Annotated in this window: 11 protein-coding genes; 10 read left to right on the plus strand and 1 reads right to left on the minus strand. The window is 76.1% G+C overall.

All coding sequences use genetic code 11. From position 1 onward, the window contains the following. The 3 genes from PSR1_RS17085 to PSR1_RS17095 all read left to right on the plus strand — a co-directional run. Positions 1–1,260 (plus strand): nodulation protein NfeD (locus tag PSR1_RS17085; RefSeq protein WP_059438663.1); only part of this gene is annotated, 1,260 nt, incomplete at its 5' end. A gap of 58 nt (positions 1,261–1,318) precedes the next feature. Further along, complete coding sequence (locus PSR1_RS17090; RefSeq protein ID WP_059438664.1) at positions 1,319–2,098, plus strand: slipin family protein; 780 nt, start codon at positions 1,319–1,321, stop codon at positions 2,096–2,098. Between the two features lie 119 nt (positions 2,099–2,217). After that, positions 2,218–2,913 carry a head GIN domain-containing protein gene (locus PSR1_RS17095; RefSeq protein WP_059438665.1) on the plus strand — a complete coding sequence of 232 codons (696 nt, stop codon included), beginning with the start codon at positions 2,218–2,220 and terminating at the stop codon, positions 2,911–2,913. Between the two features lie 33 nt (positions 2,914–2,946). Here PSR1_RS17095 and PSR1_RS17100 read toward each other — a convergent pair whose 3' ends face one another. Further along, positions 2,947–3,849 carry an isoaspartyl peptidase/L-asparaginase family protein gene (locus PSR1_RS17100; protein ID WP_059438666.1) on the minus strand — a complete coding sequence of 301 codons (903 nt, stop codon included), beginning with the start codon at positions 3,847–3,849 and terminating at the stop codon, positions 2,947–2,949. 243 nt (positions 3,850–4,092) lie between these two features. On the opposite strand from PSR1_RS17100, the gene PSR1_RS17105 reads away from it, so the two are divergent. The 7 genes from PSR1_RS17105 to PSR1_RS17135 all read left to right on the plus strand — a co-directional run bounded on the left by PSR1_RS17105 (position 4,093) and on the right by PSR1_RS17135 (position 11,051). Continuing rightward, on the plus strand, positions 4,093–5,274 hold the full coding sequence (locus PSR1_RS17105) for an acetyl-CoA C-acetyltransferase (protein ID WP_059438667.1): 1,182 nt from the start codon (positions 4,093–4,095) through the stop codon (positions 5,272–5,274). A 10-nt stretch (positions 5,275–5,284) separates the two neighbouring features. Then, positions 5,285–5,986 (plus strand): CoA transferase subunit A, encoded by a 702-nt coding sequence (locus tag PSR1_RS17110; protein WP_059438668.1) that lies wholly within the window; start codon positions 5,285–5,287, stop codon positions 5,984–5,986. A gap of 15 nt (positions 5,987–6,001) precedes the next feature. Continuing rightward, positions 6,002–6,658 (plus strand): 3-oxoacid CoA-transferase subunit B, encoded by a 657-nt coding sequence (locus PSR1_RS17115; protein WP_059438669.1) that lies wholly within the window; start codon positions 6,002–6,004, stop codon positions 6,656–6,658. A 28-nt stretch (positions 6,659–6,686) separates the two neighbouring features. Then, on the plus strand, positions 6,687–7,478 hold the full coding sequence (locus PSR1_RS17120; RefSeq protein ID WP_059438670.1) for an S-adenosyl-l-methionine hydroxide adenosyltransferase family protein: 792 nt from the start codon (positions 6,687–6,689) through the stop codon (positions 7,476–7,478). A 14-nt stretch (positions 7,479–7,492) separates the two neighbouring features. Next, positions 7,493–7,849, plus strand: a complete 357-nt coding sequence (locus PSR1_RS17125; RefSeq protein ID WP_059438671.1) for a TIGR02266 family protein — start codon at positions 7,493–7,495, stop codon at positions 7,847–7,849. 102 nt (positions 7,850–7,951) lie between these two features. Next, positions 7,952–9,268 (plus strand): class I SAM-dependent RNA methyltransferase, encoded by a 1,317-nt coding sequence (locus tag PSR1_RS17130; protein WP_059438672.1) that lies wholly within the window; start codon positions 7,952–7,954, stop codon positions 9,266–9,268. Between the two features lie 109 nt (positions 9,269–9,377). Next, positions 9,378–11,051: an AMP-binding protein gene (locus tag PSR1_RS17135; RefSeq protein WP_237758097.1), complete on the plus strand. Its 1,674-nt coding sequence runs from the start codon at positions 9,378–9,380 to the stop codon at positions 11,049–11,051. The last annotated feature ends 249 nt before the right edge of the window (positions 11,052–11,300 follow it).

Consider the following 11,300-nt stretch of genomic DNA (forward strand, 5'->3'; position numbering starts at 1 on the left):
GCCCGGGTCCTCTCGGCGGTGGTGAAGGGCCCCATCACCGGCGGCACGGTCGAGTACCTCGAGGCCGCCCTGGCGCGCGCCCGCACCGGCGGGTTCGCGGCGCTGGTGGTGACGCTCGACACGCCCGGCGGCCAGCTCGACGCGACGCGCGAGATCGTCCAGGCCATGCTCGCCACCGAGGTGCCGGTGATCGTGTGGGTCGGCCCGGCCGGCGCGCGGGCCGGCTCGGCCGGCGTGTTCCTCACGCTCGCCGCCGACGTCGCGGCCATGCACCCGACCTCCAACATCGGCGCGGCGCACCCGGTCACCGGCGCGGGCAGGGACGTGGCCGAGGAGGCCGGCAAGGACATGGCGAAGAAGGTGGAGAACGACACCGCCGCCTTCGCGCGCAGCGTCGCGGCCGCCCGCGGGCGGAACGCCGACTGGGCCGAGAAGGCGGTGCGCGAGAGCGTGTCGGTCACCGCCGAGGAGGCGCTGAAGCTGAAGGTGGCGGACCTGGTGGCCGCCGATCTGCCCGAGCTGCTCGCGAAGGCCGACGGCCGGAAGGTGGGGCAGGGGGCGGCGGCGCGCCCGCTGCGCGTGGCGGGCGCGGCGGTCGAGCCGTACGAGCCGACCGTCCGGCAGCGGCTGCTCGGGTTCCTCGCCGACCCGAACGTCATGGCGATCCTGATGCTGGTCGGGATGCTCGGGATCGCGGTCGAGTTCTACCACCCGGGCATGATCTTCCCCGGCGCGGCGGGCGGGTTCTGCCTGTTCCTCGCGTTCCTCGCCATGCGCGTCATCCCGGTGAACGTCGGGGCGGTGATCCTGCTGCTCGCCGGCGTCGGGCTGCTCGTGGCCGAGGCGTACATCACCGCGCACGGGCTGGCCGGGCTGGCCGGCGCGGCCTGCCTGGTGCTCGGGACGCTGTTCTTCGTGAACACCTCCGCGCCGGGCGACTGGTTCGACCCGGGGGCGCTCCGGCTGTCACCGTGGGTGATCTGGCCCACGCCGGCCGCGCTGGCCCTGCTGCTCGCGTTCATGGCCTGGAACGTGGCGCGCGTGCGCCGCGCGCCGCTCCACCTGGGCGCGCCCGCGCTGGTGGGCGCGGCCGGCGAGGCGCTCTCCGACATCGGGCCCGCGGCGGGCGAGGCGTTCGTGCACGGTGAGTACTGGCAGGCGCGCAGCGACGCGCCCATCCCGCGCGGCGCCGCCGTGCGGGTGGTGGCCGTGCAGGGGCTGACGGTCACGGTGGTGGCCGAGGGGCCGCGGAACGGCTAGAACGGAGCGGACGCGCGCCGCTCACCGTTGGTGACGTGACGGCCGCAGGGAGGAAAGCATGCCGCTCCTCGGAGTCGCCGTCCCGGTCGCGCTGGTGGTCATCTGGTTCCTGTCCGGCATCCGGATCGTGAACGAGTACGAGCAGGGCGTGGTGCTGCGGCTCGGGCGCTTCGCCGGGATCCGCACCGCCGGCCTGAAGTGGATCGTCCCGTTCATCGACCGGATGATCATCATCGACATGCGCGTGACCGCCGAGCAGGTCCCGCCGCAGGACGTCATCACGCGCGACAACGTGTCGGTGAAGGTGAACGCGGTCATCTACTTCCGCGTGCTCCAGGCCGACAGGGCGTTCCTGCAGGTCACCGACTTCCTGTTCGCGACCAGCCAGTTCGCGCAGACCACGCTGCGCTCGGTGCTCGGCCAGGTGGAGCTCGACGACCTGCTCAGCCAGCGCGACAAGATCAACCGGCAGCTCCAGGAGATCATCGACCGCCACACCGAGCCGTGGGGCGTGAAGGTGACCGCGGTGGAGGTGAAGCAGGTGGACCTCCCCGACGAGATGCGCCGCGCCATGGCCAAGCAGGCCGAGGCGGAGCGCGAGCGGCGGTCGAAGGTCATCGCCGCCGAGGGCGAGTACCAGGCGGCCGAGAAGCTGGGGCAGGCGGCCGACGTGATCGCCCGCTCGCCGGGGGCGCTGCAGCTCCGCTACCTCCAGACGCTGGTCGAGATCTCCGCCGAGAAGAACTCGACCATCGTGTTCCCGCTGCCGCTCGACATCGTGAAGCCGTTCATGGACGCCGCCGCGCGGCTCCCCGGCGGGTCGGGGACGGGCGGGTGAAATAAGGCCGGCGCACGCTGCGTATGGGCCCGGGTCCGCTCTGGGAGAGAGGACCCGGTGCGGGGGGCGCGGCGGCGACGCCGCGCCCTCCCGCGCCCGCACCATCGCCGGAGGAACGCATGCGCCTCGCCGCCCTCGCCGCCGCCGCGGCCCTCACCGCACCGCTCTCCGCCGCCGCCGTGGACGGCGACGGCCACGTGGTGCACCAGCGCCGGGAGGTCCCGGCCTTCCAGGCCATCCAGCTCGCCGGCTCGCTCGACCTCGAGGTGAAGGTCGGGCCCGCGCAGTCGGTGGTGGTGGTGGCCGACGAGAACCTCCAGCCCGAGATCGTCACCGAGGTCCGCGGCGGCACGCTCACCATCCGCAACGAGCGCGACCTCCGCTCGTACCGCGGGCCGCGCGTCGAGGTCACCGTGCCCGCGCTCGAGCGGCTCGCGCTGGCCGGCTCCGGGAGCGCCTCGGTGGACGGGGCGCGCGGCGACCAGGTGCTCTCCATGAGCGGCTCCGGCCACCTGCGCTGGACCGGCACCGCCGGGAAGCTGCGGGTCGAGCTCACCGGCTCCGGCTCCGCGGAGCTGGACGGGCGCGCCGACCGCCTGGACGCGGCCGTGAAGGGCTCGGGCGAGATCCTGGGCCGCCGGCTCGCGGCGCACGACGCGGCGGTGCAGATCGCCGGCTCGGGCGACGCCGAGGTCACGCTGTCCGGCGGCACGCTCCGCGCGGCGGTGTCCGGCTCCGGCGACGTCCGGTGGTGGGGCGAGGGCCGGGTGGAGCAGGCCGCCGTGGCCGGCTCCGGCCGCATCACCCGCGGGTAGGCGGGCGGCGCGCCGGCGCGGCCGCGCGCCCCCTCAGACCTCGGCGCGCACCACCCCGTCCTGCCCGATCCAGGCGCGGCTCATGACCTCGGTGCAGAACGCGAACGCCGGGTCGCCCGCCGGGCCGACCAGGATGAGGCCGCCCTCGCCCTGCACGCGCGCGGCGAGCATCCGCACCGCCTCGCGGGCCGCCTCCCCCGGCGCGGCGCCGGCCGCCACCCGGTCGGCCGCGTACCGCGCCAGGGTCACCTGGATGACGCGCTCGCCGTGGCCGGTGCAGGAGACCGCCGCCGAGGCGTCGTCGGCGTAGGTGCCCGCCCCGATGATGGGCGTGTCGCCCACCCGGCCGGCGCGCTTCAGCATCATCCCGCCGGTGGAGGTGGCCGCGGCGAGGTGGCCCCGCGCGTCCCGCGCCGCCGCGCCGACCGTCCCGTGCCCCGGCTTCCCGCGCGCCGCGGCGCGCTCCGCCTCGAAGCGGGCCCGCTGCGCGGACGTGACGAGCGCGGCCGGGTCGCAGGCCGGGATCCCCACCTCGCGGGCGAACGCCGAGGCGCCCTCGCCGGCGAGCAGCACGTGCGGCGAGCGCTCCATCACCGCCCGGGCGAGCGAGATCGGGTTCGCCACGTCGCGGACCACGGCCACCGCGCCGCAGCCCAGCGTGGCGCCGTCCATGATCGACGCGTCCAGCTCGACCGCCCCCTCGGCGGTGAGCGCGGCGCCCCTGCCGGCGTTGAACAGCGGGTCGTCCTCCAGCACCCGCACCGCGGCCTCCACCGCGTCGAGGGCGGCGCCGCCCCGGGAGAGGACCTGCCAGCCGGCCTCGCAGGCGCGGCGGAGCCCCTCGAGCCGCGGCGCGTCGGTCGCGCGGTCGGGGCTGCGCTGCCCCGCGCCCCCGTGGACGACGAGCGCCGGTGTGACCGTCGGTGATGGCGTCATGGGCCGGGAGCGTAGCGGCGGTCCGGCGGACCGGGCAAGGCGGCGCGCAGTGCGGGGGAGGCGCGCGGACGCGCCCGGGGCGGCCCGCGGGCACGCAGATCAGGGCCGCGACCGCAACGAACCGGACGGGGCGCGGCGCCGGGCGACGGACTCCGACGATTGGTTGACGAGCGGGGAAACGCCTTCCTATCTTCGGGGCGCCGCCCGAGGTCCCTTGGGCGGGTCCCTCACCCAGAGGTCACCATGACCGGACGCGAAGTGGTCATCGTCGGGGCGGCGCGCACGCCCATCGGCTCCTTCCTCGGCTCGCTCGCCTCCGTCACCGCCCCGCGCCTCGGCGCGGTGGCCATCCGCGCCGCGCTCGCGCGCGCCGGGGTGGAGCCCTCGGCGGTGGACGAGGTGGTGATGGGCAACGTGCTCCAGGCGGGCGAGGGGCAGGCCCCGGCCCGGCAGGCCGCGATCTACGCGGGCCTCCCGGAGAAGACGCCCGCCTGGACGCTCAACAAGGTGTGCGGCTCCGGCCTGAAGGCGGTGATCTCCGCCGCGCAGGCCATCGCGCTCGGGGACGCCGACGTGGTGGTGGCGGGCGGCATGGAGTCGATGTCGAACGTCCCGTACTACGATCGGACCGCGCGGACCGGCGCGCGGATGGGCAACGTGGAGCTGGTGGACGGGATGATCCACGACGGCCTCTGGGACGTGTACGGCCAGCAGCACATGGGCATGTGCGCCGAGCACTGCGCCGCCACCCAGGGGATCTCGCGCGCCGCGCAGGACGAGTACGCGATCGAGTCCACCCGCCGCGCCGTCGAGGCGTGGAAGGCGGGGGCGTTCAAGGCCGAGATCGTCCCGGTGGAGATCGAGGGCAGGAAGGGCGAGAAGACGGTCGTGGCGGAGGACGACGGGCCGAAGGGCGCGCGCCCGGAGAAGATCCCGACCCTCCGGCCCTCGTTCAAGAAGGACGGGACCGTCACCGCCGCCAGCTCCTCCTCCATCAACGACGGGGCGGCGGCGCTGGTGCTCGCGAGCGCCGAGCGCGCCGCGCGCGAGGGGCTGCCGGTGCTCGGGCGCCTGCGCGCCTGGGGCGGCGCCGCGCGCGCGCCGGTGGAGTTCACCATCGCCCCGGCCGACGCGATCCGGACCACGCTCGCGAAGGCGCGGCTCCAGGTCGCGGACGTGGACCTCTGGGAGATCAACGAGGCGTTCGCGGTGGTCTCGATCGCGAACAACGCGCTGCTCGGGCTCGACCCGCGCAAGGTGAACGTGCGCGGCGGCGCGGTGGTGCTCGGCCACCCCATCGGCGCGTCCGGCGCGCGCATCCTGGTGACCCTGCTCCAGGCGATGAAGGACCTCGATCGCCGGCGCGGCGTGGCGTCGCTCTGCATCGGCGGCGGCGAGGCGGTCGCGGTGGTGGTGGAGCGGTAGGAGGGGGCGGATGAACAAGCTGGTCGAGTCGGCCGACGCCGCGGTCGCGGACGTGAAGGACGGGGCCACCATCATGGTGGGCGGGTTCGGCCTGTGCGGGAACCCGGAGAACCTGATCCTCGCGCTGCACCGCAAGGGCGTGCGCGACCTGGTGCTCGTCTCGAACAACTGCGGCACCACCGAGCTCGGCCTCGGCGTGCTGCTGAAGGCGCGGCAGATCCGCAAGATCGTCGCGTCGTACGTCGGCGAGAACAAGGAGTTCGAGCGGCAGTTCCTCTCCGGCGAGCTGGAGGTGGAGCTGGTGCCGCAGGGCACGCTCGCCGAGCGCATCCGCGCCGGCGGGGCCGGCATCGGCGGCTTCTACACCGCCACCGGCGTCGGCACGCAGGTGGCGGAGGGCAAGGAGACGCGGCTGCTGTCGGGCCGCGAGTACCTGCTGGAGCTGCCGCTCAAGGCCGACTTCGCCTTCCTGAAGGCCTGGAAGGCGGACACCTGGGGCAACCTCGTGTACCGGAAGACCACCCGCAACTTCCAGCCGATGATGGCCGCCGCGGCGGCGATCACGGTGGCCGAGGCGGAGGAGGTGGTCGAGCCCGGCGCGCTCGACCCGGACCTCGTCCACACGCCCAGCATCTACGTGAAGCGGGTGGTCCGCGGCGAGCGGTACGAGAAGTGGATCGAGCGGCGGACGGTCCGTCCGGCGACGGCGTAGGGGAGGAGCGAAGCGATGCCGCTCAACCGAGAGCAGATCGCCGCGCGCGTGGCCCGCGAGCTGCGCGACGGCTTCTACGTGAACCTCGGCATCGGGATGCCCACGCTCGTCTCCAACTTCGTGCCGCCCGGCGTCGAGGTGGTGCTGCAGTCGGAGAACGGGATCCTGGGCGTGGGGCCGTACCCGCGCGAGGACGAGCTGGACCCGGACCTCATCAACGCCGGCAAGGAGACCGTGACCGTGGTGAAGGGCGCCGCGTTCTTCTCCTCCGCCGAGTCGTTCGCGATGATCCGGGGCGGCCACATCGACCTCGCCATCCTCGGCGCGCTCGAGGTGTCGGAGCGCGGCGACCTCGCCAACTGGCTGGTGCCGGGCAAGATGGTGAAGGGCATGGGCGGCGGGATGGATCTCGTCGCCGGGGCGAAGCGGGTGGTGGTCATGATGGAGCACGCCACCAAGGACGGGAAGCCGAAGGTCCTCCGGCAGTGCTCGCTGCCCATCACCGGCCTCCGCTGCGTGTCGTCGATCTGCACCGACCGCGCCTGGCTGGACGTGACCAAGGACGGGCTGGTCCTGCGGGAGCTCGCGCCGGGCGAGACCGTGGAGTCGATCCAGGCGCTCACCGAGCCGAAGCTCATCCTCGCGCCCGACCTGCGGCCCATGCAGGCCTGAGCGCCGCGCGGGGCGGGGAGGGCAGCCCGTGGCCGGTCCGCTGTTCACGCTCACCACCGACTTCGGCGCCGGCTCGGGGTTCCCGGCGCAGATGAAGGCGGTGCTGCTCGTCGCCTTCCCGGACGCCCGCCTGGTGGACGTGTCGCACGAGGTGCCGGCCTTCGACGTCCTCGCCGGCGCGCTCATGCTCGAGGCCTGCCTGCCCTGGTTCCCCCGGGAGGCGGTCCACCTCGCCGTGGTGGACCCGGGCGTCGGCACCGCGCGCCGGGCGCTGTGCGTGGTCGATCCCGAGGGGCGGCGGCTGCTCGGGCCGGACAACGGGCTGCTCACCCCCTTCCTCGGCCCGGGGGCGCGCGCCTGGGCGCTCGCCACCGGCGGCGTCCTGGCGCCGCCGCGCACCGCCACCTTCCACGGCCGCGACCTGTTCGCGCCGGCGGCCATCTACCTCGCCCGCGGCGGGACCCCCGCCGCGCTCGGCCGGGAGCTGGCCGATCCGGTGCGGCTGGAGTGGCCGGCCGCCGAGGTCGCCGGGGGTGCGGTGCGCGGGGTGGCGCTGGCCGCCGACCGGTTCGGGAACGTGGTGACCTCCATCCGCGCGGCCGACCTGGGCGGCGCGGCGGTCGCCGCCGCGTTCGCCGGGGACCAGCCGGCGCGCTGGGTGCGGACGTTCGGGGAGGGGGCGCCGGGCGAGCTGGTCGCGCTCGTCGGGAGCGGCGGCCGGGTGGAGCTGGCCATCCGCGAGGGGAGCGCGGCCGCGCGGCTGGGGGGCGCCCACGGGCTGTCGGTCCGCCTCGTTCTTGGCCCGGCCGTGGGCCCCTGATACAGTTTTCGCGGATGACGCCGTCCGAGAAGAAGCGGCGCTCCGCGCGCCTTCACCACGAGATCCCCGTGGCCTACCGGACGGTGGGCGCCTTCCTCAGCGACTGGGCGACGGACATCAGCCAGGGCGGGCTGTTCATCAACACGCGCAACCCGCTGCCGGTCGGCACGGCGGTCAAGATCCTGATCCAGCTCCCCGGCGCGTCGTTCCCGTACCACCTGGAAGGTCGCGTCACCCGCGTCAGCCCGTTCGGCAACACCGTCAACGTGGTGCCGGGCATGGGCATCGAGTTCACCGGCGTGGACGAGCCGCGGCGGCGCGAGCTGGAGGCGTTCGTCTCGCGGCTGCGGCGCGATCTCGACGAGACCTGAGCGCCGGCTTCCGCTCGCCCCCGAGCCTGTCGAGGGGCGGGCGGACGAGCGCGGGCGCCGGCCGGCGATGAAGTTCGCGCCCGGGCGTGCTATCCCCGGCGCGTGCGCATCCCGCTGACCATCGAGGCGCTCGCCCCCGGCGGCGAGGGGGTGGGCCGCCACGGCGAGCTGACCGTGTTCGTGCCCTGGACCGCGCCCGGCGACCAGGTGGTGGCCGAGGTCCCGGCGCCGCGCCCCGGGGCCGCCACCGCGCACGGCGCGCTGGTCGAGCTGTCCGCGCCCGGCGAGGCCCGCGTCGCGCCGCCGTGCCGGCACTTCGGCCCGGGCCCGTCGCCGGACGCCGCCTGCGGCGGCTGCGAGTGGCTCCACGTCGCCTACCCGCTGCAGCTCGCCGCGAAGGAGCGGGCGCTCCACGAGGCGCTGCGCCGGATCGGCAAGCTCGAGCCGGGCAGCTACCCGGCGCGGCCCATCGTCCCGTCGCCGTCGCCGCTGCGCTACCGCGCCCGCGCCAAGTTCCACCACGATCGCGCCGCCGGCCGGCTGGTCTTCTTCCGGCGGCGGTCGCACGAGCCGGTCCGCCTGCGGGAGTGCCACCTGCTCGAGCCCGGGCTCGACGCGCTGCGCGAGGCGGTCGGCCCGGCGCTCGCCGACGCGCGGCTCTCGCCGCGCGAGGTGGCGCTGGAGTGGTCCGAGGCCGCCGGGCGGGGCGCGGCGTGGCTGCTCCTCCCCGAGGTGACCGCGCCGGTGCGCGCCCGCGCCGAGGCGCTGCTCCGGGCCGTGCCGGCGCTGCAGGGGCTCGTGCTCCAGGCCGAGGGCGGCCAGCCGGCGACCGCCGGCGACCCGGTGCTGCGGCACGCGCGCGCGCCGGGCCGGCCCGAGGCCGGGACGCAGCGCTCGCGCCCGGACGTGTTCCAGCAGGCGAACCGCGGCGCGAACGCGCGGCTGGTGGAGACCGCGCTGGACCTGCTCGCGCCCGGGGGCGAGGACGTGCTCGAGCTGCACTGCGGGGCGGGGAACTTCACCGGGCCGCTGTCGGAGCGGGCGCGGAGCGTGTCGGCGGTCGAGGTGCAGGGGCCGGCGCTCGAGCTGGCCCGCGCCGACCTGGGCGGCCGGAACGTGCGCTTCTTCGCGGGCGACGCGCTGGCGCTGGCGCGCGCCTTCGGCCGCGAGTCGGGGGCGGCGGCGCGGCGGTTCGGCGCGGCGCTGCTCGATCCGCCGCGCGAGGGAGCGCGGGGGATCGGGCCCGCGCTCCGCGACCTGGGCGTCCCGCGGGCCGTCTACGTCTCCTGCGACCCGGCGACGTTCGCGCGCGACCTGCACGCCTGCGTCGAGGCGGGCTACCGCGTGGCGGCGGTGGTCCCGGTGGACATGTTCCCGCAGACGCACCACGTGGAGGGCGTGGCGCTGCTGGAGCGGTAGGGCCGCGCCCGGCGCGCCGCCGCGCGGCAGCGCGCGCACCGACCGTTCGTGCCGTGACACCCTGGTGACACGCCGGGGGCAGGCTCGCACCGGCCACCGGCCAGCCCCCATGCCCACGCGACTCCCCATCCATCGCTACGCCGCCCGCACGCTGCCGGCCATGCTCGAGCACACCGCGGCGCGGCTCCCGGACAAGGCGTTCCTCCGGTTCTTCGACCCCGCCACCCCCGGCGCCGCCCCGCGCGCCCTGACGTTCGCCGCGTTCCGCGCCGGCGTGGGCCGCGCGGCCGCGTTCCTGCGCGCGCACGGCGTCGGCCCGGGGACGCGCATCCTGCTGCTCGCCGACAACTCGCCCGAGTGGCAGCTGGTGGCGCTCGGGGCCCAGCTGCTCCGCGCCGAGACGGCCGCGCTGTTCGCGAGCCTCTCGGCCGAGGCGGCGCAGGGCATCGCGCGGCGGGTGCGCCCGGTGGTGGTGCTGGTCTCGGGCGCGCAGGGCTGGGAGAAGCTCGCGCCCGTCGGCGCCGAGCTCGCCGCCGCCGGCCTGCGGGTGGTCCTCTCCGGCGAGCCGCTCCCGGAGGCGTCGCTCGCCCCGGGCCTCTCGGCCGTGGCGCTCGGCGAGGCGATCGGGCCGGGCGCGCCCGGCCTCGACGGCGCGGAGCACGCCGCGCTCGCCGCCGCGGTGGGCGAGGAGGACCCGTTCCTGCTGCTGTTCACGAGCGGCACCACCGGCCGGCCCAAGGGCGTCCGGCTGCCGCAGCGCGCGATGGTGCACGCGGTGGAGGGCGGCACGCTGCCGGTCGGCACCACCGAGGACGACCTCGGCGTGCACTTCCTGCCCTTCGCGCACGTGGCCGGCCACGCGCAGTTCACGCTGGCGCTGGCCCAGGGCCACGCGCTCGCCATGACCGCCCGGCGCGAGGACATCGAGCGCGCGCTCGAGCTGCACCCCACCTACCTGTTCTCGGTGCCGCTCGTGTACGAGCGGATCCGCGCCGGCGTGCTGGCGCGGGTGGACGCGCTGCCCGCGCCGGCGCGCGCGCTCGCCCGCGGCGCGCTCGACGCCGCGGTGCGCGTGCGGGTGGACGGATCGCGGCGCCTCGGCGATCGCCTCCTCGCGCGCCTCGCCGACCGGCTGGTGGGGCGCGCCGTGCGCGCGCGCCTGGGCGGCCGGATCCGCGGCGTGTTCGCGGGCGGCGCCCCCGCCGCGCCGGCGCTGTTCCGCTTCTACGAGGGGCTCGGCATCCCCATGGTCGAGCTGTACGGCATGAGCGAGACGGCCGGGCTCATCTCGTCCAACCTGTTCTCCGGCCCGCGCCGGGCCGGCAGCGCCGGGTACCCGACGCCCGAGCACGACCTGCGCTTCGCGCCCGACGGCGAGCTGCAGGTGCGCGGCCCGCTCCTGTTCACCGGCTACCTCGAGCCGGAGGACGCCGAGGGCGCCTACACCGACGACGGGTTCTTCCGCACCGGCGACGTCGGGTGCGAGGAGCCGGACGGCGCGCTCCGGATCGAAGGCCGGAAGAAGAACCTCATGGTGCTCTCCACCGGCAAGAAGGTGTCGCCCGAGCCGGTGGAGCAGGCCATCGCCGCCGCCGAGCCGTTCCAGGGCGCGGTGCTGCTCGGCGAGGGAAGGCCCTTCGTGGCCGCGGCGGTGTTCGTGGCCAGGGAGGAGCTGGCCCGCCTCGCCGCCGCCGGCAAGGACGCGGCGGAGGAGCTCCTCCCGCGCGCCGCGCCGCGCTGGCCGCGTTCAGCGAGTTCGAGAAGCCCAAGCGGCTGCTGGTGATCCCGGGCGCGCCCCACGAGCACCCCGCCCTGGTCACGCCGACGCTGAAGGTGAAGCGGGACGCGCTCATCGAGTCGCTGGCGCCCTCGCTGGCGCAGCTGTACGGCGCGGTGTAGACGCCGCCCACCGCCGCCGCCGATCTCTCCCGAGGTGCGCGCGGGTCGCACGACCCGTCACGTGGACCCCACCCGCGCGACTTGGGGCGCCGCGGGGCGGCTGGTACACCAGACACCATCGGTCCGTGGTGAC

Source organism: Anaeromyxobacter sp. PSR-1 (assembly GCF_000964525.1).
Lineage (GTDB): Bacteria > Myxococcota > Myxococcia > Myxococcales > Anaeromyxobacteraceae > Anaeromyxobacter.

What these genes read in the sequence shown, in the direction of transcription:
- PSR1_RS17100 (WP_059438666.1), bottom strand. Translation starts at nt 3,849, where the DNA reads ATGACGCCATCACCGACGGTCACACCGGCGCTCGTCGTCCACGGGGGC.
- PSR1_RS17125 (WP_059438671.1), top strand. Translation starts at nt 7,493, where the DNA reads ATGACGCCGTCCGAGAAGAAGCGGCGCTCCGCGCGCCTTCACCACGAG.
- PSR1_RS17105 (WP_059438667.1), top strand. Translation starts at nt 4,093, where the DNA reads ATGACCGGACGCGAAGTGGTCATCGTCGGGGCGGCGCGCACGCCCATC.
- PSR1_RS17090 (WP_059438664.1), top strand. Translation starts at nt 1,319, where the DNA reads ATGCCGCTCCTCGGAGTCGCCGTCCCGGTCGCGCTGGTGGTCATCTGG.
- PSR1_RS17110 (WP_059438668.1), top strand. Translation starts at nt 5,285, where the DNA reads ATGAACAAGCTGGTCGAGTCGGCCGACGCCGCGGTCGCGGACGTGAAG.
- PSR1_RS17135 (WP_237758097.1), top strand. Translation starts at nt 9,378, where the DNA reads ATGCCCACGCGACTCCCCATCCATCGCTACGCCGCCCGCACGCTGCCG.
- PSR1_RS17095 (WP_059438665.1), top strand. Translation starts at nt 2,218, where the DNA reads ATGCGCCTCGCCGCCCTCGCCGCCGCCGCGGCCCTCACCGCACCGCTC.
- PSR1_RS17115 (WP_059438669.1), top strand. Translation starts at nt 6,002, where the DNA reads ATGCCGCTCAACCGAGAGCAGATCGCCGCGCGCGTGGCCCGCGAGCTG.